Source organism: Streptococcus sp. 517s, assembly GCF_054445985.1.
The window spans coordinates 1,325,810-1,349,807 of record NZ_CM136847.1; the positions used below are offsets into that span (position 1 = coordinate 1,325,810).

Annotated in this window: 27 protein-coding genes; 2 read left to right on the forward strand and 25 right to left on the reverse strand. The window is 41.8% G+C overall.

Annotation, left to right across the window (positions count from 1 at the left end):
• Positions 1–44: 44 nt before the first annotated feature.
• Complete coding sequence (locus ACVX3R_RS06760) at positions 45–1,127, forward strand: M24 family metallopeptidase (protein ID WP_084853745.1); 1,083 nt, start codon at positions 45–47, stop codon at positions 1,125–1,127.
• Positions 1,128–1,230: 103 nt separating this feature from the next.
• Here the strand turns inward: ACVX3R_RS06760 and ACVX3R_RS06765 are convergent, their stop codons facing one another.
• The 18 genes from ACVX3R_RS06765 to ACVX3R_RS06850 form a co-directional block, all read right to left on the reverse strand.
• On the reverse strand, positions 1,231–1,692 hold the full coding sequence (locus ACVX3R_RS06765) for an ECF transporter S component (RefSeq protein ID WP_458794652.1): 462 nt from the start codon (positions 1,690–1,692) through the stop codon (positions 1,231–1,233).
• Positions 1,670–2,443, reverse strand: a complete 774-nt coding sequence (locus ACVX3R_RS06770) for a bifunctional hydroxymethylpyrimidine kinase/phosphomethylpyrimidine kinase (RefSeq protein WP_458794653.1) — start codon at positions 2,441–2,443, stop codon at positions 1,670–1,672. The genes ACVX3R_RS06765 and ACVX3R_RS06770 overlap by 23 nt, the downstream gene beginning before the upstream one ends.
• Positions 2,433–3,182 carry a tRNA pseudouridine(38-40) synthase TruA gene (truA, locus tag ACVX3R_RS06775; RefSeq protein ID WP_458794654.1) on the reverse strand — a complete coding sequence of 250 codons (750 nt, stop codon included), beginning with the start codon at positions 3,180–3,182 and terminating at the stop codon, positions 2,433–2,435. Before truA ends, ACVX3R_RS06770 begins: the two co-directional genes overlap by 11 nt.
• Positions 3,183–3,281: 99 nt before the next feature.
• Complete coding sequence (locus ACVX3R_RS06780; RefSeq protein WP_458794655.1) at positions 3,282–4,433, reverse strand: MFS transporter; 1,152 nt, start codon at positions 4,431–4,433, stop codon at positions 3,282–3,284.
• A gap of 112 nt (positions 4,434–4,545) precedes the next feature.
• Positions 4,546–5,169, reverse strand: a complete 624-nt coding sequence (locus tag ACVX3R_RS06785; RefSeq protein ID WP_125449194.1) for a Pr6Pr family membrane protein — start codon at positions 5,167–5,169, stop codon at positions 4,546–4,548.
• A gap of 2 nt (positions 5,170–5,171) precedes the next feature.
• Positions 5,172–5,510 (reverse strand): zinc ribbon domain-containing protein YjdM, encoded by a 339-nt coding sequence (locus ACVX3R_RS06790; protein WP_458794656.1) that lies wholly within the window; start codon positions 5,508–5,510, stop codon positions 5,172–5,174.
• A gap of 209 nt (positions 5,511–5,719) precedes the next feature.
• Complete coding sequence (locus ACVX3R_RS06795; protein ID WP_458794657.1) at positions 5,720–6,238, reverse strand: Dps family protein; 519 nt, start codon at positions 6,236–6,238, stop codon at positions 5,720–5,722.
• A 149-nt stretch (positions 6,239–6,387) separates the two neighbouring features.
• Entirely contained in the window at positions 6,388–8,169 is a 1,782-nt protein-coding gene (locus ACVX3R_RS06800; RefSeq protein WP_458794658.1) for an ABC transporter ATP-binding protein, read from the reverse strand.
• Between the two features lie 8 nt (positions 8,170–8,177).
• Positions 8,178–9,914, reverse strand: coding sequence for an ABC transporter ATP-binding protein (locus ACVX3R_RS06805; protein WP_458794659.1), 1,737 nt, complete (start codon positions 9,912–9,914; stop codon positions 8,178–8,180).
• A 179-nt stretch (positions 9,915–10,093) separates the two neighbouring features.
• Positions 10,094–10,852, reverse strand: a complete 759-nt coding sequence (gene tpiA / locus ACVX3R_RS06810) for a triose-phosphate isomerase (protein ID WP_458794660.1) — start codon at positions 10,850–10,852, stop codon at positions 10,094–10,096.
• A gap of 96 nt (positions 10,853–10,948) precedes the next feature.
• Complete coding sequence (locus ACVX3R_RS06815) at positions 10,949–11,626, reverse strand: DnaD domain-containing protein (protein WP_458794661.1); 678 nt, start codon at positions 11,624–11,626, stop codon at positions 10,949–10,951.
• 8 nt (positions 11,627–11,634) lie between these two features.
• Positions 11,635–12,579: a homoserine O-acetyltransferase MetA gene (gene metA / locus ACVX3R_RS06820; RefSeq protein WP_458794662.1), complete on the reverse strand. Its 945-nt coding sequence runs from the start codon at positions 12,577–12,579 to the stop codon at positions 11,635–11,637.
• A 186-nt stretch (positions 12,580–12,765) separates the two neighbouring features.
• On the reverse strand, positions 12,766–13,278 hold the full coding sequence (locus ACVX3R_RS06825) for an adenine phosphoribosyltransferase (protein WP_001049316.1): 513 nt from the start codon (positions 13,276–13,278) through the stop codon (positions 12,766–12,768).
• 174 nt (positions 13,279–13,452) lie between these two features.
• Positions 13,453–14,142, reverse strand: coding sequence for a 50S ribosomal protein L1 (rplA, locus tag ACVX3R_RS06830; protein WP_001085676.1), 690 nt, complete (start codon positions 14,140–14,142; stop codon positions 13,453–13,455).
• A gap of 207 nt (positions 14,143–14,349) precedes the next feature.
• A complete protein-coding gene (gene rplK / locus ACVX3R_RS06835) occupies positions 14,350–14,775 on the reverse strand; it encodes a 50S ribosomal protein L11 (RefSeq protein ID WP_001085808.1) in 426 nt (141 codons plus the stop codon).
• Between the two features lie 122 nt (positions 14,776–14,897).
• Positions 14,898–15,614, reverse strand: coding sequence for an LD-carboxypeptidase LdcB/DacB (gene ldcB, locus ACVX3R_RS06840; protein ID WP_458794663.1), 717 nt, complete (start codon positions 15,612–15,614; stop codon positions 14,898–14,900).
• Positions 15,615–15,629: 15 nt separating this feature from the next.
• On the reverse strand, positions 15,630–16,091 hold the full coding sequence (locus ACVX3R_RS06845) for an HIT family protein (protein WP_458794664.1): 462 nt from the start codon (positions 16,089–16,091) through the stop codon (positions 15,630–15,632).
• Position 16,092: 1 nt separating this feature from the next.
• A complete protein-coding gene (locus ACVX3R_RS06850) occupies positions 16,093–17,130 on the reverse strand; it encodes a M42 family metallopeptidase (RefSeq protein ID WP_458794665.1) in 1,038 nt (345 codons plus the stop codon).
• Positions 17,131–17,268: 138 nt separating this feature from the next.
• Between ACVX3R_RS06850 and ACVX3R_RS06855 the strand changes: the two genes are divergently transcribed.
• Positions 17,269–17,820, forward strand: a complete 552-nt coding sequence (locus tag ACVX3R_RS06855; protein ID WP_458794666.1) for a DUF1307 domain-containing protein — start codon at positions 17,269–17,271, stop codon at positions 17,818–17,820.
• Between the two features lie 48 nt (positions 17,821–17,868).
• Here the strand turns inward: ACVX3R_RS06855 and brnQ are convergent, their stop codons facing one another.
• The 7 genes from brnQ to ACVX3R_RS06890 form a co-directional block, all read right to left on the reverse strand.
• Positions 17,869–19,194, reverse strand: coding sequence for a branched-chain amino acid transport system II carrier protein (gene brnQ / locus ACVX3R_RS06860; protein ID WP_458794667.1), 1,326 nt, complete (start codon positions 19,192–19,194; stop codon positions 17,869–17,871).
• Positions 19,195–19,365: 171 nt separating this feature from the next.
• Complete coding sequence (locus ACVX3R_RS06865) at positions 19,366–19,653, reverse strand: rhodanese-like domain-containing protein (RefSeq protein ID WP_084853710.1); 288 nt, start codon at positions 19,651–19,653, stop codon at positions 19,366–19,368.
• On the reverse strand, positions 19,650–20,240 hold the full coding sequence (locus ACVX3R_RS06870; protein ID WP_458794668.1) for a uracil-DNA glycosylase family protein: 591 nt from the start codon (positions 20,238–20,240) through the stop codon (positions 19,650–19,652). Before ACVX3R_RS06870 ends, ACVX3R_RS06865 begins: the two co-directional genes overlap by 4 nt.
• A gap of 53 nt (positions 20,241–20,293) precedes the next feature.
• Positions 20,294–21,694 (reverse strand): dipeptidase PepV, encoded by a 1,401-nt coding sequence (gene pepV / locus ACVX3R_RS06875; RefSeq protein WP_458794669.1) that lies wholly within the window; start codon positions 21,692–21,694, stop codon positions 20,294–20,296.
• 12 nt (positions 21,695–21,706) lie between these two features.
• Entirely contained in the window at positions 21,707–22,312 is a 606-nt protein-coding gene (locus tag ACVX3R_RS06880; protein WP_458794670.1) for a nitroreductase family protein, read from the reverse strand.
• Positions 22,313–22,496: 184 nt separating this feature from the next.
• On the reverse strand, positions 22,497–23,018 hold the full coding sequence (locus tag ACVX3R_RS06885) for a hypothetical protein (RefSeq protein ID WP_458794671.1): 522 nt from the start codon (positions 23,016–23,018) through the stop codon (positions 22,497–22,499).
• Between the two features lie 140 nt (positions 23,019–23,158).
• On the reverse strand, positions 23,159–23,992 hold the full coding sequence (locus ACVX3R_RS06890; protein ID WP_458794672.1) for a metallophosphoesterase family protein: 834 nt from the start codon (positions 23,990–23,992) through the stop codon (positions 23,159–23,161).
• Positions 23,993–23,998: the final 6 nt, after the last annotated feature.

Here is a 23,998-nt window from a genome sequence, read left to right on the forward strand (position 1 = left end):
CTCTCTTTTTTTGCCAAAATAGAGGGGTAGAAAGAAGGTAGCATATGTCTAAATTACAACAAATCGTAACATATCTTGAATCAGAAAAACTAGACGTCGCTGTCGTATCTGACCCCGTCACTATTAATTATCTCACTGGCTTTTACAGTGATCCCCATGAACGCCAAATGTTCCTCTTTGTCCTAGCGGATCAGGAACCTCTCCTCTTTGTCCCAGCCCTTGAAGTGGAACGTGCAACCAACACTGTTTCCTTCCCAGTTGTGGGTTATGTGGATTCTGAAAATCCATGGCACAAAATCAAAAATGCCTTGCCACAGCACGACTTCAAACGTGTCGCTGTTGAGTTTGATAATCTCATCTTGACCAAATACCATGGTTTGAAAACAGTTTTTGAAACTGCTGAGTTTGAAAACCTCACTCCTCGCATCCAACGCATGCGCCTCATCAAATCAGCCGATGAAGTCCAAAAAATGATGGTTGCAGGTCTCTATGCTGATAAAGCTGTAAAAGTTGGTTTTGACAATATCTCTCTTGATAAAACAGAGACAGATATCATCGCCCAAATCGACTTCGCCTTAAAGCGTGAAGGCTATGAAATGAGTTTTGATACCATGGTCTTGACTGGTGATAATGCTGCAAATCCACACGGAATTCCCGGTGCAAACAAGGTCGAAAAAGACGCCCTTCTCCTCTTTGACCTGGGTGTTATGGTCAATGGCTACGCATCAGATATGACTCGTACAGTCGCTGTCGGCAAACCAGACCAATTCAAGAAAGATATTTACAACTTGACCCTTGAAGCCCAACAAGCTGCCCTTGACTTCATCAAGCCAGGTGTGACTGCACATGAAGTAGACCGCGCTGCCCGTGAAGTCATCGAAAAAGCTGGTTACGGTGAGTACTTCAACCACCGTCTCGGTCACGGTATCGGTATGGATGTCCACGAATTCCCATCTATCATGGAAGGAAATGACATGGTCATCGAAGAAGGCATGTGCTTCTCTGTTGAACCTGGTATCTATATCCCTGGTAAAGTCGGCGTTCGTATCGAAGACTGTGGTGTTGTTACTAAGGATGGCTTTGACCTCTTTACAAGCACTAGCAAAGATTTGCTTTATTTTGATTAATATTCTTCGAAAATTTTCCCACAATAAAACGCATAATATCAAGGTTTTTCAACACCTTGATATTATGCGTTTTTCTGATTTTTAAAACTTTTCTCCAGCTACTTTACTTAATTTTCTTAATACTCTGACTAAGCACAAACCCTACAACCATTCCCACGATATTTTGCAGGAAGTTTGGTAGGATTTCTGGTAGGGCTGCCGCCCAGCCATTCATCAAAGTTGAACCCAGGGCATAGCCCCCTACCATGACAATCGTTGCCAAGATAAGTCCTAACCACTGAGATTTCCCTTTAAATCCTGCGAAAAATCCCTGCAAGCCATGGTTGATCAAGCTAAAGAACATCCACTGAGGATAGCCTGATAAGAGGTCTATCAAGAAACCTGCTAGACCTCCGACTACAGCCCCCTCTTTACTGCCAAAGTAGAAGGCCGCAAAGAAGATACCCGCATCTAAGAGAGTTAGAATACCTGTTGGTGTCGGGATTTTTAAGAAATAACCTAGAACCACAGAAAGGGCGGTTAATAGAGATAAAAGAGCGATTTTAGTTGTTTTGGTTTGCTTCATATTGTCTTACTCCATATTGATCTGCTTGTGCAATAGCACGGTAAACGAAAGCTTTCGAGCTCTCTACTGCTGGTAAAAGTTCATCCCCTTTAACCAAGTGACTGGCAATGCTTGAGGCAAAAGTACAACCTGCACCAGCATTTTGGCCTTGGATAACGGGATTTTCTAGGACAGTAAAGGTTCGTCCATCATAAAAGACATCCACAGCCTTGTCCTGACTAAGGCGATTGCCTCCCTTGATAATGACTGCTGGCGCTCCTAAATCATGTAATCTCTGTGCTGCAGCTTTCATATCTTCCAAGTTTTTGATCTCTTGGCCCGCTAACAATTCTGCTTCAGGAAGATTTGGCGTAATCACTCTGACATGAGGGAAAAAGCGAATTAACTCTTGGCAGAGTTGGCTGACTGCTACATCGTGCGTTTCCTTGCAGACCAAGACGGGGTCCAGTACCACAGGCACTCCTGGACGTTGCTTGATAAAGTCCAAGGCCTTCTCAGCCACACTGACAGTCGGGAGAAGGCCAATCTTAATCCCTGCAAACTCAACATCACGTAAGCTATTTAACTCATGTTGGAAAATAGTATCATCCGTAGGAAAGACCTCAAAGCCCTTTTCGGTCAAGGCCGTCAAACAAGTCACTGCTACAAAGCCATGCAAACCATTTAAGGTATAGGTAGCCAAATCAGCTGACAAACCACCACCACTAAAAATATCATTCCCAGAAAGGGCTAAAATACGATTATTCTTCATAACGAATCTCCTTTAAATACAAGCCATTCGGTGCAGCCGTTGGACCTGCTAGCTGCCTGTCCTTCTTCTCCAAAATCAAGTCAATCTGCTCAACTGGCATTCGATTATTTCCGATTTTGAGCAGTGTCCCCACCATATTGCGAATCTGCTTATACAAGAATCCATTTCCTGAAAAGGTAAAGGTCAAAAACTGCCCTGTCTCATCGACTGTAAGGTTAGCTTCTGTAATGGTACGAACCTTGTCCTCTACACTGGTACCAGACGCTGTAAAACCGGTAAAATCATGGGTTCCCTCTAGCTTTTTGATTGCCATCTGCATTCGCTCCACGTCGAGAGGATAGGGAAAGTGGGTAGCATAGTGACGACGCATAGGATTTTTAGGACGACCCCTATCCACGATAAACTCATAGGTCTTGCTATGCTTGGCATAACGGCAATGAAAATCATCCGCCACAATCTCAATCGAAATCACATCGATATCTTCTGGAGACTGAGTATCCAGAGCAAAACGGAGTTTTTCCTCATCCATCTGATAGGGCAGATCAAAATGAATAACCTGTCCAAGAGCATGGACCCCACTATCCGTCCTACCAGCACCGTGAACAGTGATGGCTTGTCCCTTATTGAGTCTCGTTAAGGTTTTTTCGATTTCCTCTTGAACGCTCCGCGCATGAGGCTGGCACTGAAAACCAGCAAAGGCAAAACCATCATAAGAAATAGTTGCTTTATATCTCGTCATAACTTCTATTTTATCAGGAAATAAAAGTGTAAACAAGTTTAAAAACCAATAATTGTCTGGGTACAAAATTCCCAGAAAGAAAAACTTAGGAAACCAATCCTAAGCTCTCTTTTGAAATGCATACATAACAAAGATAGAAGTAACAATCAACCAGCATCCTAGAATGGTGAAGACCAACATACCGTTTTGAGTCACCAAGCCAATCACCCCAAGAATGAAAGGTGTCGTAAAGGCTCCAAAGCTACATCCTAGCACTGCAAAAGATGTTGCCTGATTAAGGAGCTTGGCTGGGATTCTTTCAGAAAGAAGTTGAAAGACAGTGGTCAAGGCCACACTGTAGGAAAAACCTGCCACAATACTTCCAACTACCATCACACCCAATGACGGAGACAAGGCAATCACAATCTGCCCCAATCCAAAGGTGATACCTGACCAAAGGAGCAATCTTTCTTTAAATAGAGAGATAAAGAAAGAAAAACTCACACCTGCCAAGATACCAATCAACTGCATGATACTTAAAACCAAACTCGATAACTGGGCATCCCCTAGACCTCTTTCCACCATCAGACTAGGAATGCGTATGGTGATAGCTGTGTTGGTGCAGACAACAACTGCTGCTTCGACAGCCAATAGAAAAATCAAACCTTTCATCTGTCCTGTCAAACGAGTCGTTTCAGCCTCTTTTTTCTTTGTTTCTTTCTTTTCTTTCCCATAAGGGACAAAGAGCAGATAAAGGATCAATACTAAAAATCCCGCACTGTAGGCCAAGAAGGTCACTGTCCATCCCAAGGATAAGAGTTGACCTACCACTAGAGTCAAAATCGATGCCCCGACAACTTCTGCTGATCCACGAAGACCCAGCATCTGGATCCGTGTCTTTCCATGATAGCGTTCGCTGATGATGGAAATGGCCTTGGCATTGATCATCCCCACACCCAAACCAAATAAAATCCGCATCGCAAAGACAAAGTTGTACTCCTGATACCAGAAGGGGGCTGTTCCCCCGATAGAAAGGATGAGAAGTCCTAGACTAATCTGAAGTCGCTCAGGAAACAACCGCTCCAAGAACCCATTTAAAACCAGCATAATCATGATCCCAAAAGAAGGGAGACTGACCAGAAGCTCGATTTGTTCTTTGGGGTAGCCTTGATAGTAGTCAAACATGGCTGGCAGAGCACTTGAGATGGAAAAGGAGGTAATCAAAACGAGGGAGAGGGCCAAAATACTAGCCCGTTCTAAATATTGTTTCATGAATTTTCTTTCTGTATATTTCTCACTGTTTATCCTTTTAAAAGGAAGATGGCAAGAAAAGAAGGAGCCCAATTGAACTAGAGACTCCGTCCTAACTTTCCTAATAGGAAGACTATTTTCGCTTGATTTGCTTGATCAGATAGAAGATAAAGCCTGCAACCATATAAGCCACAAAAATGATCAAACACCATTTGATGACCACGTCCCAACCCTTGTTCACATTTAAAAAGAAATAAGGGAAGGGATTGTCCTTGGAATTCGGAATATTGAGCTTCAAGACTAGGCCGTTAAACAAGGCAAAAATCATATAAACCAAAGGCAAGATGGTCCACAAGACTGGATCCCAGATCTTGTATTGACCCTGTTTATCAAAGAAGAGAGTGTCGGCTAAAAACCAGAGTGGAACGATATAGTGGCAAAGGAAATTTTCCACACGGTAAAAGTCTGTCGCGATCGGAGCAAGCATAAAATGGTAAATCACACAGGTAATCATGATACTCATGGTAACACCACCCTTGAGACGAAGCAAGGTTGGACTTTGCCAATTTTCACCTGAACGGCTCATCACACGGAGCAAATAACCCGTGAAAATCGTTACCAAAAGATTAGACAACACTGTGTAGTAAAGGAGCATACCAAAGCCACCGTGCTTGGTAATTTCTAAATAAACTCCTGTAAATGCCGCTAAGAACAAAAGTACACGACTATAAAAGATAAATTTATAATTCAGTTTCATGGCTAGATTTTCTTAACAAACTCTGACTTCAATTTCATAGCCCCAAAACCATCAATCTTACAATCAATGTTGTGGTCACCTTCTACGATACGGATATTTTTAACACGAGTTCCTTGTTTCAAATCCTTAGGTGCACCTTTTACTTTCAAGTCCTTAATCAAGGTTACAGTATCACCATCAGCCAATTTATTTCCATTGGCATCGATAGCAACAACACCTTCTTCTACTTCTGCAACTTCAGCAGAATTCCATTCATAGGCACACTCTGGGCAGACCAAGAGATTTCCATCTTCGTAGACATATTCTGAATTACATTTTGGGCAATTTGGTAAGTTGTTCATGGGTTCTCCTTATAACATTTCACTATTCTTTGAAAATCAAAATTTCTCGAACAGCAACTATTATACCGTAAAATCCTACATTTGACAATGAATCCTAAGTCCTGCAAACAAAAAATCATGCAACTTTTTACAGTTACATGACTTTTAAAAGATGATTGGTCATGGGTACAAATCTAGCACCACATGATAAAAGGGGTAGCAACTATATCTTACAAACCAGGAGCTTGTCCAAGTTCTGCTGTAAGCATCCAAACTGTTTTCTCAAGTTCAGCCTTAGCCCCAACAAAGATATCGTTTGTAACATCATCACCTTCTTCGTCAGTTACATCCAAAGCTTTTTGGAAAAGAGCGATGAGGTAGCGATAAATCGCTAGAACACGTTCCAAGCTTTCTTCAACGTTACGGAATTCTCCTTCTTCTTCTTCGATTTCACTGTGTTGAAGGAACTCTGTCAAAGTTGAGTAAGGTTTACCACCAAGGGTGATCAAACGTTCACTGATTTCGTCAAGATAGCCATCAAGGCTGTCCATGTATTCATCCATTTTTGGATGCCATACGAGGAAACCACGACCACGCATATACCAATGAACTTGGTGAAGGGCAATGTGTGCCACATACAAGTCTGCTACTGCTTGGTTCAATACTTCCTTTGTTTTTACCAATGCCACTGGCGCTGCTTTAGATAATGTTGTAACGTCTTTTACTGCTTCTTTTTTCAATTCAACCATATTTCTTACCTCTTTCATTTTTTTGTAACCATCCTATTAGTGGTTACAGTATAAGTATACTACTACCAGAAAACGATAGCAAGAAAAGTGTACTATCTGAGAAAAGTTGTAATAGACTGATAATTTAAGAATAGCCTGGACAGTTTTAATTAGTCGACTTGCTCGGATTTACTTGAAAATTGGCTTTGATACAGGTCATAATAAAAACCTTTTACTTGGAGCAAGCTTTCATGATTTCCCTGCTCAATTATCTGTCCATCCTTAAGAACGAGAATCTTATCTGCTTCTTGAATGGTAGAGAGACGGTGAGCAATGACAAAGCTGGTTCTTCCTTTCATCAAGCGTTTCATAGCTTTTTGAATCAAGAGTTCCAAACGGGTGTCAACAGAGGAAGTCGCTTCATCCAAAATGAGAATTTTAGGATTGGCTAAGAGAGCACGCGCGATGGTCAAGAGTTGTTTTTGCCCGAGGGAGATATTGCTGGACTCTTGGTTCATCTCCATATTGTAACCACCAGGAAGAGTTCGAATAAAGTGGTCTACATTTGCTGCTTTGGCAGCTTCTATTATTTCCTCATCACTGGCGTCAAGATTTCCAAAACGTAGGTTTTCTTTGATCGTCCCTTCATAAAGCCAAGCATCCTGCAAGACCATCCCAAACTGACGGCGGTAGTCTTGTCGTGACAACTGGCGAATATCCTGTCCGTCAACCAAGATTGCGCCTGCTGTGACATCGTAAAAGCGCATAAGCAGATTGATCAAGGTCGTCTTACCAGCTCCAGTAGGACCAACAATCGCCACCATCTCTCCCGGTTGAACTTCCAGATTAAAGTCTCGAATCAATGGTTTGTTTTCAACATACTGGAAGTCAACATGTTGGAAGGTCACCTGACCTGTTAAGGGTTCAAGGATTTCGAGTTCTTCTCCCTTGACTTCCTCTGTCTCATCCAAGATGTCGAAGATGCGGTCTAGCGAAGACTTAGCACTTTGCATTTGACCCGCAAGTTGTGTGATGTTTTGGATAGGCTGGCTGACCTGCCAAACATACTGAACAAAGGCCTGCATATTCCCTACTGTCAAACGGCCCGCGATAACCTGTAAACCACCGAGAACTGCAACGATCAGATAGGTCAAGTCCGATACAGCATGAAGAGCTGGCATCATGAGCCCAGAGATAAAGCTAGCTTTAAAACCAACACGTTGGAGGTCGTCTGTAATCTTAGAAAATTCTTTATGAGAAGTTTCCTCACGACCGTAGAGTTTCAAGACATTAAAACCTGTGAGATTTTCCTGCACATAACCATTCATCCGTCCTAAAATAGCCGCCTGCTCTTTAAAATAAGGCTGAGAACGTTTCAGGATGCTTCTAGCACCAAAATAGGTCACTGGAATGGATAGAATCACCACTATAGCCAGCTGAAAGTTCAAGTATAATACCATTCCCATGACAAGGACAATCGTCAAAAAGGCATTGACAATTTGAAGAAAAGACTGCTGAAGGGCATTGGAAACCGTCTCAACATCACTGGTAAAGCGTCCCAATAAATCACCAAACTGGTGTTTATCAAAGAAAGACACAGGGATACGATTAATCTTTTCAGTCATTTCATTTCGCAGATCCTGGGTCATGGACTGGACCGCATTAGTCATGAAATAGTTGGAATAATAAGAACCAAGTTCATACAAGAGACCTCTAAAGAGGTAAATGATTAAAACAGTTCCGATGTAACCAGTATTGATACCAGCACCTGCCAGTCCATTAGCCATATCTAAGAGATTTTTTGTCAACTCCGTAATGGCTAGCCCCAAGACAAAAGGTTCTAAGACACTCATGACTACACTCAAAACTTTTAGAAAGACTGCAAAGAAGACAGAAAAACGGTAGGCCTTTAAATAGCTCCACAAACGAGCCAAACTAGATTGTGTTTTCATATTTCCTCCTATTCTTCTGTTAGAGATGCATTTTTCAACTGCGACTCAGCAATTTCACGATAGATATCATTGGTCTCCATCAATTCCTCATGTCGACCGCGACCCACGATTTCTCCCTTATCAAGAACGATAATTTGGTCCGCATCCATAATGGTCCCAACACGTTGGGCAACGATTAAGACTGTAGCATTTTGAGTGACTTCCTTGAGACGACGGCGTAGAATGGCATCTGTGCGATAATCCAAGGCTGAAAAGGAATCGTCAAAAATATAGATATCAGGATTCTTTATAACAGCTCTGGCAATTGAAAGACGCTGTTTCTGTCCACCAGAGAGATTGCTTCCGCCTTCAGCTAGATGGGTCTCAAATCCTTCGTCTCGGCTTTCGATAAAATCTTTGGCTTGCGCCACATCCGCTGCCTGATGTAGGTCTTTGTGACTAGCATCTTCCTTCCCATAGCGAATATTTTCAGCGATAGTTCCTGTAAAGAGCAAGGCCTTCTGCGGGATAAAACCAATCTTTTGACGGAGAGACTTGAGGCGGTAGTCCCTCACATCAACACCATCAACCTTGATTTTCCCGAGTGTAACATCGTAAAAACGAGGAATCAATTGCACAAGAGAGGACTTACCAGATCCGGTCGATCCGATAAAGGCAATGGTTTCACCTGGTTTAGCGCTGAACGAAATATTGTGCAAAACAGGATTTTCCGTCTCACCAGGATAGGCAAAGGTGACATTTTCAAATTCCAAATAGCCGTGGGTTACTGTCTCTCTAACGCCTCCTTCATTGGGATCAATAGAAATCGGCATCTCCATGACTTCTTTCAAGCGTTCACTCGAAACAGCTGTACGGGGGTACATGGTGAAGAGATTGGATAGGAAAAGGAAGGACAAGAGGGCGTGAAAACTATATTCGATAAAGGCTACTAGATCCCCAATTTGCAAGCTTCCTTGTTTGATAGGGTCCAGAGCAAACCAGACAATAGCTACAATCATAGCAATAATAATCTGAACAAACAAGGGTTCTGTCAAGCCAGTTAGTTTAAACAGACGATTGGAATTAGCTGCATAGACTGCATTTTGCCCTGCAAAGCGTTCCTCCTGAAATTCCTCACGAGCAAAGGCACGAATAACACGGAGTCCCATCAGATTTTCTCTAGCGTATTGATTGATTTTGTCTAAGGTGGCCTGCTGTTTCTCTGATAATGGTCGAGTCTTGACCGCTACATAAATGACCACCACGGCTAAGAAAGGTACTGCAAAGGCCACTATCCAGGCTAATGACGGACTGGTCAGGAAAATCATTAAGATACTAGACAGCATCATCATAGGAGTGATGACACCCAGTTTTAAGGTCTGTTCTGCAAATTGCATGAGAACAAAGGCATCACTGGTAATACGAGTGACCAGTGAAGACACTCCAATCTTTTCATATTCATGATGAGAATACTCTTGTAATTTGGCATAGAGATCATCCCTCATATCCTTGACCATATTGGTCGTCAGCTTACTAGCAGCATAGGCCAAGACTATACGCCCCAAGGTTCCACATAGGATAATCACCAGCATAATTGCAGCCCAAACATATAATTGCTGTTCATTCCCTTTATTCACACCTTCATCAATCATCCGAGCCAGAACAGTTGGCAGTCCAAGATTGACGATAACAAAGAAAACCGCTCCAAAGAAATCCAAGAATAACCACTTGGGATATTTTTTCAAATAAGACCAAATATAGAGCATAACTCCTCCTTTCATAACTCTTTTATACAGAAAAGAGCGCGCATCCGCACGCCTTTCCTTCCCTAAGGAACTTTCCTAGTCTAGAAAAATCCCTCTTTCACAAGAATGCCCCAAGTAAAAATAAGACAGGCAGTCAAAGTCACTTAGTACTTTTAACTGTCTGTCTAGAATAAGCTAGATTATTTTACAAAATCAAGCAATGCCAAGAAGCTTTCAGCTTCAAGTGACGCACCACCAACAAGGGCACCGTCAACGTCTGGGCAAGCCATGTATGAAGCAACGTTCTCAGGTTTAACAGAACCACCGTATTGAACACGAACTTTGTCCGCAACTTCTTGACCAAAGTCAGCTGCTACAACGTCACGAACAACTTTACACATTTTTTGTGCATCGTCTTGTGAAGCTGATTTACCAGTACCGATAGCCCAGATTGGCTCGTAAGCGATAACTGTTGAAGCAACTTGTTCAGCTGTCAAGCCAGCCAATGCAGCAGATACTTGAGCACCTACGAATTCAGCCGCTTTACCAGCTTCGTAAGTTTCAAGTGACTCACCACAACAGATGATTGGAAGCATACCGTTTGCAAAGATTGCTTTTGCTTTTTTGTTGATATCTTCGTCAGTTTCATGGAAGTAGTCACGACGTTCTGAGTGACCGATCACAACGTAGTCTGTACCGATTTCTTTCAAAACTTGTGGGCTAGTTTCACCAGTGAACGCACCTGCATTTTCAAAGTAGCAGTTTTGAGCAGCAACTTTAAGGTTTGAATCTTTAGCAGCAGCAAGAACAGCTGTCAAATCAACTGCAGGAGCTGCGATACCTGCTTCAACAAGGTCTGATGAAGGAAGTTTTGATGCAACGGCTTCAACGAATGCTTTTGCTTCTTCTGGATTTTTGTTCATTTTCCAGTTACCAGCGATAAATGGTTTACGTGACATTTCACATACCTCTTTTTTCATTTTATTCACTATTATTCTATCATATTTATAAGGAGCTTGCAAACCTTACTCTAATTTTCAAGATTTTTCAAGCGACTAATCTTGCCACAAATTCATAGCATCGAGGAAATCAGCTGAAGCCTGAACTTGTTTGGGATTGTTCGCTTCTCGCTCTGCTCGTTTGGCCTCCACCTGAGCCACAGACTGAATACCTTCATGGCGCCAGTTACGAAGGATTGCCTGAATGTACTTCCAGTTTGGTTTGCCATTAAAAACCGCCTCTCGGAGAGCTTCCTTGATCAAATCCGCCTTGATTCCATCTTCTTTGACAGTCTTGGAAAGATCTTCGATTTCAAATGGTGTTAACAAGCGACCCAATTCCTGCTGAAAAGTTTCAACCAGATCCTTCAATTGATTTTTGGGGTTTGGAGCAGTCGCAACTGGAGTTTGGGTATCCAACAAGCTATCTAAGCGTTCAAAAGCCAGACTAGCATCAAAAATGAGCTCAATTTCCCCATTTAGTTCAATGGTCCGATATTGCAGCAAACCATTTTCAGTCAAATTCGAAATAGATTGGTTGACATCTGCCACCTCTTTCCCAATGATTTCAGCTATTTGGCTAGGCGAAACATCTCCTAGGACAGTAGTATTTTGTAAACAGAAAAATTGCCAGACGAGAAAATCTTCGCTGGAAGGAAAGAGTTCCTTAAAATGCAAGAGCAGGGCACTTGGCAAAACCAAGTTCCCTGTTTTAAAAGCGTCAAAATATGTCATAATTCCTCTTATAAATATCCAAATGCAGCCGCATCATCCTCTACCTTTTTCCAGTCAAAAGGGGTTTCCTGATAAACTGCATAGTTCACCCAATTGCTGAAAAAGAGGGCAGCTGATGAAGACCAACAGAGACAGGGTATCTCATTTACATCATCATTTTTAAAGTAGTTCTCTGGGATATGAGGGTCGAGTCCCGCCTCATAATCACGAAAATACTCTCTTGCCAAAGTGTCACGATCGTACTCCAAATGACCAAAACTATAAATCTCACGCAGATCTCGACTAGCTAAGATAGAAACCCCAACCTCAGGACCTTCTGACAGAATCTCAAGATTGGTCTTATTTAAGATTTCTTCTTTCAAAATCTCAGTATGACGAGAATGAGGAGCTACATAGCGATCATCAAAACCTCTAAAAAGAAGGTGCCCCTCTTTTAAGGTATCCTGTGGGTAAATACCTGATAGTTTCCGATCCATCTGGTGCTTTTCAACGCCATAGCGAACATAAAGACCTGCTTGCGCTCCCCAACAGATATGCAGGGTTGAAAAGACATGCGTCTTGGACCATTCGATAACCTGCTTGAATTCCTCCCAGTAATCTACCTCCTCAAAAGGCAAATGCTCCACTGGTGCTCCCGTGATAATCATTCCATCAAAAAAGTCATCCTTGACCTCTGGAAAGGTCTTATAGAAGGTTTCCATATGTTCAGCCCGGGTTGTCTTGGAACGATGCGTTTCCATATATAAGAAATCAATATCTAATTGCAACGGTGTATTAGCCAAATGCCGCAAGAGTTGCGTTTCTGTCACCATCTTTTGGGGCATGAGATTTAAAATCAAAATCTTCAAGGGGCGAATATCCTGATGAGCAGCCCGTTGGTCGTCCATCACAAAAATATTTTCTGTCCTTAAAATCTCCACAGCTGGTAATTTTTTATCAAGTCGAATCGGCATAATACCCTCCTAACAGTTCTCTATTTCGGGAATGATCTTGTCTGTTTGAAAGCAAAAACCTCCAAATACTTCTTCCCTATATTATACTGTATGAAGATATAGTTTTCAATTATAGTTTTTCTCTAACTAGCTATAGTTAATTTATATAGCGGATGAAGAGAAAACAGCCCCAAGGACTGTTTTTCATTAATAATGCATAAGTACCTTGTAATCGTAATCTCCGATTTTTTCACGGCCTTTAAGCTCATCCAATTCAATCAAGAAAGCACAACCGGCTACAACTCCACCAAGTCTTTCAATCATCTCAATCGTTGCCTTGACAGTTCCACCTGTTGCCAAAAGATCATCTACGATGAGAACACGTTGGCCTGGCTTGATTGCATCAGCATGCATAGTCAAGGTATCAATACCGTACTCTTTCTCATAGTCAGCAGAAATCACTTCACGTGGCAATTTTCCTGGTTTACGAACAGGTGCAAAGCCAATTCCCAACTCGAAAGCAACTGGGCATCCGACAATAAATCCACGAGCCTCTGGGCCCACAATCATGTCAATTTTTTTGTCTGTTGCATACTGAACAATTTCACGAACAGCATAGCTATAAGCATTTCCATCTGCCATCAAAGGGCTGATATCACGGAAGGTGATGCCTTCCTTAGGGTAATTTTCAATCGTTGCGATATAATCTTTTAAATTCATCTTTTTCTTTCTTTCAAAGTTTTTTACTCTCTATTATACCATATTTTCTGTGAAAGAAGAAGAGGAAAAGCACTATTGCTACAAACCTGATCAATGAACTGATTTTTCTAAAAGGTCATACTCATCAAAAAAACGAGCACTTTCGTACTCATCTTCTCTTTTATAAACTACTAATTAAAGTGAGTTTACGTCAACTTTGATACCAACACCTTGAGTAGTTGTGATTGTCAAGTTTGTTACGTAAGTTCCTTTAGCTGTAGCTGGTTTTGATTTTTGGATTGTTTCGTTGAAAGCTTTGAAGTTTTCAACCAATTTTTCAGCTTCAAATGATACTTTACCGATGATTGCTTGAACGTTACCTGCACGGTCAGCACGATAAGTGATTTTACCACCTTTAGACTCTTCAACTGCTTTAGCAACATCCATTGTTACAGTACCAGTTTTAGGGTTTGGCATCAAGTTACGTGGTCCAAGGACACGTCCAAGACGTCCAACAAGAGCCATCATGTCAGGTGTAGCGATAACTACGTCAAAGTCCAACCAACCGTCGTTGATTTTCGCAACAAGGTCATCTTCACCAACAAAGTCTGCACCAGCAGCTTTTGCTTCCTCAGCTTTTGCACCACGTGCGAAAACAAGAACGCGTGAAGTTTTACCAGTTCCGTTTGGCAATACCATTGCTCCACGGATTTGTTGGTCAGCTTTTTTAACGTCGATGTTCAAGTTGTAAGCAACTTCTACAGTTGCGTCAAATTTTGCAAAGTTAGTTTCTTTTGCAAGTGCTACAGCTTCTTCTACACTGTATGCTTTTGTGCTGTCAATTTTCTCAAGAGCAGCACGAAGTTGTTTGCTTTTTTTAGCCATTTTCTATTCTCCTTGTAAGTGGTTCAATCGATTTTCATCTCCCACGTCACTCCTCGAAATGATGAAGTCTTGCGGGTTTTCAGTCTATTATTTTCCTTTTCCTACTTCGTTAAGTTCCTTTGCTGTACCTAAGTACAAGCCTCAGTCACTTGCCTAGTATGAAAAGCAACTAATAGACTGCTGTGAGATTTTCTACTGTGTTATTGATTAGTCAACAACAGTGAATCCCATAGAACGAGCAGTACCTTCGATCATACGCATTGCAGACTCAATGTTTGCTGCGTTCAAATCTGGCATCTTAGTTTCTGCAATTTCTTGTACTTGTGCACGAGTAACTGTAGCAACTTTAGTTTTGTTAGGTGTACCTGATCCTTTTTCAACACCTGCAGCTTTTTTCAAAAGAACTGCAGCTGGTGGTGTTTTTGTAACGAAAGTAAATGATTTGTCTTCGTATACTGAGATAACAACTGGAATGATCATACCAGCTTGGTCAGCTGTACGAGCGTTGAACTCTTTTGTGAATCCCATGATGTTGATACCAGCTTGACCAAGAGCAGGTCCAACCGGTGGAGCTGGTGTAGCTTTACCAGCAGGGATTTGCAATTTTACAAGTTTTTCGACTTTTTTAGCCATTTTTAAATCCTCCTTTGTGGTTTTGGCGGTAATGTAAGATTTTTACCTCCCACAAGTATGCTTTACACATACCCATCTATTATACACTATTTATCTAAAAATGCAAGAGAAAAATTACTTTTTTAATCGACGTAATCTCCGCCTTCAAAGCCATAGTACTCTTCCAAACTGAGACCACTTGCAGCAATTTCTTTGGCTTCTTTTCCGACGTAGCGGAGATGCCATTCTTCTGCCATGTATCCAGTCTCTTTTTCCTTGCCTTTGAGATAGCGAACGACAAAGCCATAGTCAGCCGCATGATCTAAGAGCCACTGGGCTGCCTTCTCCTCTGTCACCAATTCTCCATTAGTCCCAATCAAATCAAAAGCAAGACCTGTTTGGTGTTCACTGTATCCAGGGCGAGCTGAGTAGCGATCTGCTGCTTCCTTACCGTCTTGATTCACATAGTCTTGATAAAGTTTGGTTTGAGTTTCATAACTTCTAAAACCACTGTAATGATCGCTGATTGGGAATCCCGCCTCTTGCATTGCTGCAATGAGTTTGACCAACTCTGCTTTAGCTGTTGGATTTTCTCCTGGATTATAGTCTTTTGACAAAGGATAGTGCTTATTAGCTACGACGATTTCATCGTATTTTCCTTGTATACTATAGTGGTCTCCCTTATTCACAACTTCTGCCTTCTTCTGACTAGAGGCTTGGGATTTGCTTCCTACAGTCCCTTCAGATTGGCTAGTTTGTTCCGTTTTTTGAGTATTTTCTTCATTTTTAGGTTGTTCTTGAGAACATGCTGCTAGGGTTACTGCTAGCAAACCAGATAAAATGATATATCTTTTTTTCATTTTTTGCTTCCTCTCTTAGACCAAGTGCTTCTCTAATTCATCGGATAAGGTTTTAATCATTTGTTCCAACTCAGGGGATTGCACTTGGCAATCTTCTGCCGCCATTTCTTCCCAGGGCACCCACCAGACTGGACCACGGCCATTCAATCCATACCCCCTCATATCACCTGATCGTCTTGGAAAGAGGTGCCAGTGAACGTGGGCATCTCCATTTCCTAGAAGTTCGATGTTCATCTTTTCAGCTTTAAACGCTTTGGCGACTGCTTCTTGGACCAAACTCATTTCCTCTAGAAAACGAAGTTTTACAGAAGTCTCCATATGATGAAGTTCTGTGATATGCTCTTTTGCTAAAAATAAGGTATAGCCCTTAAAGTATTGATGGTCTCCAATAACAACATAGCCTGTTTCTAGTTCTTTTACAAAGTAGGGATTCTTCCCTGCCTTGATCCATTCAATTCTTTGACAAATCAAGCACATATCAGTCTACCAATGCACTCTTGAGATAAGCGTCGACCATACGCTCAGTCGCCACTACTGAATCAATGTGTGTTCGTTCGTAAGAGTGACTGGATTCAATACCAGCTCCAAGGAGGGCGTGTTTGACCTCTGCTCCTGCAGACATGGCCGCTGAAGCGTCCGAACCATAAAATGGATAAATGTCGAGCTTAAATGGAATATCTTGCTCTTTCGCCAAAGCTACCAAGTGTTGACGGAAGTCATAGTGATAGGGACCTGAAGCGTCCTTGACACAGATAGACACTGTATACTCATCCGTCTGCTGGTCATCGCCCATAGCTCCCATATCTACAGCTAGATATTCTACTACCTGAGCTGGAATATTGGAATTGGCACCATGACCCACCTCTTCAAAGACTGAAAAAGCAAAATGAGTTGTTACTGGTAATGCTATCCCCTCTTCCTTATAAACACGAAGAAGATTAAGCAAAATCGCTGCGCTGACCTTGTCATCCAAATGACGGGACTTGATAAAACCAGTCTCTGTCACGACAGTTCGCGGGTCAAAACTGATAAAATCACCGACCTCGATGCCCAAGGCGCGGGTTTCTTTTTCATTGGTTACTTTTGCATCCAAACGCACTTCCATATTGTCCTGTGTGCGTTCTGCAGTTCCTGCATCCTTATAGACATGACAAGAAGTCTGGTGGATGAGGATGGTTCCTGATACTTTTTCACCTGTGCTAGCTACATGAACCGTACAGTTTTCCCCTTCGATCATGTTCCAAGGAAAACCACCGATACGATCTAATTTGAGACGACCATCCGGTTTGACAGCACGGACAATAGCACCCAGCGTATCCACGTGGGCAGTCACATAGCGTTGTTGCTCATCGTTTTGACCTTTAATGGTCACATTGACACCCCCCTTGGCTGTACGAACTGGCTGGTAACCAAGCTCTTCTAAAGTATGGACTAGATAGTCTGAAATCTCACGAGTAAATCCTGTTGGAGATGCAATAGCGGTTAGTTCTTTGATATAGTTTATAGTCTGATTCATTTCTTCACCTCTTTCCTACCATTATAACATTTTTCTAGTCAGACTCCTTCTCAAAAGGAGAAAAACTGTGTTTAGTTGCTTTCACTATAGATCCATGTTATAATACAAATACTTTGATTATAAAAGGAAAGTAAAAATATGAAATCATACTTTAAAGTATCACTAGCCCTTGTAGCTTCACTTGTCCTCCTACTCGGATGTTCCAAACAAGCATCAACACCTGCTAGCAGCAGTAGCAAAGAAGACACAACAACTCAGTCAAGCGAGACCAAACAAAGCAGTCAACAATCATCTGAAAAGAAAGATGAGACAGAAACTCACACATTTGTCCACAATAGCAAACCTGGGATTCATTCTACCTTGACTTATACTGTGAAGGGAGATGAAGTTGTAAAACAAACTGTTCATAATGTACTTGACCCTGAAAAACTTAATAATACTGCGGAAGGTATTAAGGAAATTGTTGACGATACTTATAAAGGTTATGAAGGGGTCAAAGGCGTTACACAAAAAGTTGAAATTCAAGACGAAAAAGTTATCCAAAACATCGAGGTTGACATGACTGTCGCGAGTCTTGACGAATTGAAAAAAGCAATGCCGAACGAATATTCTGGTATTGGAAACCGTGTAAGCTTTGCTGCCTCGAAAAAAATGCTTAAAGAAGCTGGTTATACTGAACAAACCAACTAATGAGTCGTGCTCATACAAAAAATTCTTGGTCGATGACCAAGAATTTTTTTATTCCATCTCAAAAACGTCACTCTCTTGTTTGTTTGGTAGAACCAATGAAAGCAAGATTCCGATAATAGCTGGCACTAGCCATGGAAGAGAGGCAGCTGCAAACGGAAGAGCATTGACGAGATTTGCTAGAAACTCAATCTTAAAAGAACTTCCAAGGACGCTTGCAAGAGCAATCGCTGTAACAAGCCCAATAGTTAACTGCATACCTAGTTTTGATAGGGCGACAAACTTATTAACAATCACAATCATCACAATGGCGATGGTGATTGGGTACAGGATCACCAGTACTGGAACTGAGTACTTAATGATTGCATCAAGACCAAGGTTTGCAATAGCAAATCCAATCAAGGTAAAGGCAGTTGCATAGACCTTGTAGCTGATTTGTGGGAAACGTCCATTAAAGAACTCAGCTGTAGACACAATCAAGCCAACTGTCGTTGTGAAGCAGGTTACAGTTACCATAACAGCAAGGAAGAGTTGAGCTGTTGAACCAAAAATTTCCTGAGTAGCTTGCGACAAGATATAAACACCTGGTGTTCCACCCTTCATCGCTTCTGCTGGTACCGGGAAGTGATTTCCAAGGAATCCTAAACCGATGTAAAGAGCGCTAAAGGCAAGGGCAACAACGATACCAACCACCCAAATAGTTGAAATGTATTCTTTCTTACTGGAGAATCCAAGTTGTTTCAAGGTTTGAACAGCAATCACACTGAAAGCAACTGAAGCAAGGGCGTCTAAGGTATTATACCCTTCTAGGAAACCTGTCCCAAAAGCAGAGGATTGATAGGCTTCTGAAGCTGCTTGAGGACTTGTTCCACCATACTTGAAGGCACCTAGTACAACCAAGATAACGATCAACAAAGCAAAGACTGGTGTCAAGATACGTCCGATCCGATCCAAAATCTTTGATGGATTGAGCGAGATCAAATAAGCTGCTGCAAAATACAGTACGGTAAAGACAATCAATCCAAGTCCTTTATTCGCATCTGATAAAAGGGGGCTAATCCCGACTTCGTAAGCTGTTGTGGCTGTACGTGGAATGGCAAAGAAGGGACCAATTGATAGATAGAGGACTGCAAGATAAAGTGTCGCAAACCAAGGTGAGATTTTCTTAGAAATCTCGTGAATGTATCCTTTCGGGTTTAGTGTTCCAATAATAAGTGTCAAAACGGCGATACCGACGCCTGAAAAGACAAAACCTGCAATAGCAGGAAGAAAATGTTCTCCAGATAGGGCACCTAGAGAAGGCGGAAAAATCAAGTTCCCCGCACCAAAAAATATTCCAAACAGGAGCAAACCTGTTAGGGCACCTTTTTTAGCCATAAAGAATCTCCTTCATATTTCTAAAATACTGACCTAGTATATCACGAATAAGAGTATGAAAAAAGCATCACGAAGTAAATATTGAATGTTTTCAATATTTTTAAAAATAAGAATTATCTAAAAACAAAATTCTCCTACCTAGTCCACACCAAGTAGGAGAAATGCAAAATTTTAAAGATTTTCAAAGGCCGTCATGCCACCTTGAACATTGATGACCTTATATCCATACTCCTCCAAGAACTGGCAAGCACGAGCTGATCTCATCCCAGATTTGCAAATGACATAATACAACTGATCCTTATCCAATCGATCATAGATATCAGCTAATTGACTAAGTGGTAAGTTGTGTGCACCTTCTAAATGAAGCGCCTCGAACTCTTCTACTTCTCTCACGTCCAAGACTGAAAGGGACTCTTTCTGATAGAGCTGGTAAAATTCATCGAAGGAGATTTCTTTCATTCTTTTTCTCCTAAAATCGTTTTAATTCTTCTTTGCAACTCTGGCACCACTTCTGACTCAAACCAAGGATTCTTAGCCATCCAGATTTGATTACGGGGAGAAGGGTGAACCAGAGGGAAATGCTCTGGCAAATAGTCTTTGTAGCGTCTTACCCGCTCTGTTACCTTGCCACTAACTTTCTCATGTAAATAGTAGGCTTGGGCATACTGGCCAATCAAAAGGGTCAATTCAATATTGGGACATTCCTTGAGGAGTTGCGGATGCCATTTTTCGGCAAAGCCTTTACGGGGTGGAAGGTCGCCTGATTTTCCATGTCCTGGGAAATAAAAGTCCATGGGAATAACTGCAAACAAGCCCGAATTGTAAAAGGTATCTTCATCTACACCTAGCCACTCACGCAGACGATCACCACTCTTATCCTTCCAATAAATCCCAGCTTCCTGCGTTTTAAACCCCGGAGCTTGACCGACAATATTGATGCGAGCAGTTTTTGGCGCCGCAAAGAGAGGTTCGATTCCGCGTTCTGTGTAGCTGGCATTCTGTGGATCCGCCATAATGGCTTGTTTGATCTTTTCGATTTGAGACATCTGTTTTCCCTCCAAAAAGAAGTCCAAGCATAAAATCTCAGACTTCTATCGTTTTATTTGATCAATTCATAAATAGCTTCAGCATAGATTGCTGCTGCTCGGAAGAGATCGTCCAAGGCGATAAATTCGTTGGCTTGGTGCATGGTGTCAATTGAGTCTGGGAACATAGCACCGTAGGCAACCCCACGTTCTAGCAAGCGACCGAAGGTACCACCACCGATGACTTGTTCATGACCTTGAAGTCCAGTTTGTTTTTCATAGACATTCAACAAGGTTTGCACAAGTGGATCTTCCATCGGTACATAGTGAGGCGTGTGTCCGTGTTCAGAAAGGCTAACAGAAGCAACTGGCAAGGTCTCAAGGATTGACTTGATCTGCTCTGGACTTGTTCCTTTTGGATAACGGAAATTGAGGGCAATCGTATTGTCAGCGCTTGTTTCATCGAAGCGGAAAACACCTGCATTCATAGAAAGGGCACCCATCTTTTCATCCACATGAGCCACCTTGAGATTTTTACCCTCATGGTCATTCAAGAGAATCTTACCAGCGATGTCGAGGTAGTCTTTTGCAGGTCCAGCAAAGTCAAACTGACTGAGGAAGAGAGCAAGGTAGGTTGCTCCATTGACACCTGAAGCAGGCATAGCACCATGAGCTGATTTACCAATGATGGTCACCTTGTACTGACCGTTTTCTTCTTGGAGTTCTCCTCTAAGTTTGTGCTCTGCAACAAAGGCATCTAGTTTAGCTTGCAAGTCAGCCAAGTCACCTGAAACGACTGCTGTCGCTGATTCAGGTACCATGTTTTCACGTAAACCACCTGTGAAGCTGTGAAGATGGGCAACACCTGTATTTTCACCTGCAAAGCGAAGGTATTCTGTGATATTTCCTTTTTCACCATTAATGATAGGGAATTCAGCGTCTGGAGAGAAGCCAAAGTCTGGTTTCGCTACTCCTACATGTTCAAAGTAGTAGTCCATGTCTGCCCAACCTGATTCTTCGTCTGTTCCGACGATGAAACGAACTTTCTTAGAAGTTGGAAGTCCCAATTCTTTGATGATTTTCAAACCATAGTAACAAGCAGTTGTAGGTCCCTTATCATCTGAAGCACCACGCGCATAAAGGCGACCGTCTTTGATAGTTGGTGTATAAGGGTCCGTGTCCCAACCGCTACCAGCTGGCACCACGTCCACGTGAGCAAAGATTCCGAGAACTTCTTCTCCTTCACCAAACTCAAAATGTCCTGCGTAGTTATCGACATTCTTTGTTGGATAGCCATCGCGGTCTGCGATTTCAAGGAATTTTTCCAAGGCTTTTACTGGACCAGGTCCAAATGGATGCTGCGCATCTGCCTTGCTATCATCACGTTCTGAGTTGATTTCCAAAAGGCTAAACAAGTCAGCCAAAAGGTCTTCTTTGCGTTTTTCTACTTCTGCTGTAAAATCAATTGCTGTCATTTTTTCTTCCTTCTATCTTTTCTCGATGATTTCATCCACTGGCAAGCGGTAGCTTGGTTCCAATTTCTCGTCTGTGTAACCCACTGTAATCAAGAGTTCTGGGCGGAATCGGTCTTCAATGTCCAAAACTTCGTTGGCTTTTGATTTGTCAAACCCAAGAATAATGTTAGAACCGATTCCCTGGTCTGTCAGAGCAAGAACCAAGTTCATGGCAACCAAACCTGCATTGAGGGCTAGGTAGTCGCTGGCTTGTTGTTCACTGTAACGCGCAAACTCGGCAGGCAAATTCTTCATGAAATATTGAAGTTGCTCTTCTGAGAAATTCTTTGCGCCACCAACACGGGCAATCTTGCGGGCACGTTTGGCAAGATCTGTATCTGTAAACAAGACAATGGTCACTGGCGCTGATGATACCTGCTCAAAGTTCGAACCATAAGCTAATTTTGCCAATTCAGCATTTTTCTCACGAACGACTACAAACTTCCATGGCTGGCTGTTATGGGCACTTGGGGCTAAGGTTGCGATTTCAATAGCCGTACGCACATCTTTGGGATCCACCGGCTTATCAGTGAAATGCTTAGTCGCATGACGTTTTTTATTTAATTCAAGAAATTTCATAATCGATTTCCTTTTCTAATTCTACTGCTTCCATTCTACCATAATTTGAAAGAGCTTGCAGAGATTTTTCATAGAGTTAGTACTTCTTTCATACTCTCTGCTATTAATTTGGAGCTATTTAAGTAGGTATCGCTTTAGATTTGAGCAAGCAAAAAGCAGGTGATCAAACACCTACTTTCTCATATTATTGACCAGATGTGTATGGAGCAACTGCTTTATACGCTGACTCCAGCGCTTTCTTCATTGTGTCACGTCCAGTTTTCAACTGTTGAACAAATAGAGTACGAGTTTGTTCTGGCACTACTGTATCATCAGAACCAATACTTGAAAGGCTTTCGTTAAATGACTCTCTTACAGTCTCCATAGACTTAAGCGCTGGCTCAACTTGGGCGTTATATGCTTCTTTTCCACTCTCTGGAATTTTCTCCCCAATTTCAACTGCATGCTTTTTATAATTGTCAACTAGTTTACCAAAAACTTTCTTCACATCTCCAACAGTTTTAGCATTGTCAATTTCTTCATCAGTGATCAAAACAATCTCATTATTTTCTGTCTTTGAACTAGACGCTGTTGATGAGGTCTCTGAAGAAGTTTGCTCTACAGAACTTGAATTTTTAGTCGAAGAATCAGACGTTGTTTTCCCTGAACATGCTGCTAAAACAACAACAGATAAAAGAGCCATACTGGCTGTAATAATTTTCTTCATAATGTTCTCCTTTTTATTAAGAATTAAGTCCATTCTATAACAAAATAATTTCAATGTCAAACTTTAGCTAAACCATCTTTTCTAAGCAATTCGACTACAAACCTCACTTCCAAATAAGAGCGTGCATTTTATTTCTAACTTTACAAAAAATCAAAATAATCCTTCACATCCTCTACATACCCATGCTTTTCGATTAAACTAGCTAAGAGTTCCAGATTGTGCCCCCGATAATTGTCATCTCTGCGTAGTTCTTCATACATTTCGATAAAAGGAAGACCCTTGGACTTGGCCAATTCTAACTCTGCTTCATAGTCATAAGCAACTTTTCGGAATAGAATATTTACCAATTCCCCATCTTCTACTTCTATCACGGCATACTGGGCACGGTGATTTTTTAACGCCTCCCAATCAAAATAGGGCATGCCAATCGTACCTGGATTGATAATTTGTTGTCCTTGACTTCCATAACGAAGCAACTGCTTGTGGACATGACCATAGATTGCCACATCCGTTTCCTCGTCTAGGAGTTGGTCAAATTTATCTGTGTTATTCCCAACAGACAAGTCGCCACCATAGTTCTTATTTGGCAAATTATGAGAGAGAGAAAAGCGCAGTCCATCAACTCCTTTCTTTTCTAGCATAGGTAAACTTCGTAGCCAGACAATCGTTTCAGGATCCATTCGCTCCATCAAAAACTGGGTCATACGCAAGAGCTGAACTTCCTGTGGGTCTTCTAAGCCATATTGCCCATCTAAAGCCTCTAAGACACAATCATCCCAATTACCTCGAACACTTGCTGTGATAGGAAGATCCTTTAGCAGGGCAATCAAGTCATGAGCACCTGGACCAGGTAGAAAAATATCTCCCAGAAGCCAATATTCACTGACTCCTTGAGTTTTAGCATCTGCAATCACTGCTTCTAGTGCAGTCACATTGCCATGAATATCTGATAAAATTGCGATTTTATGTTTCATATTATT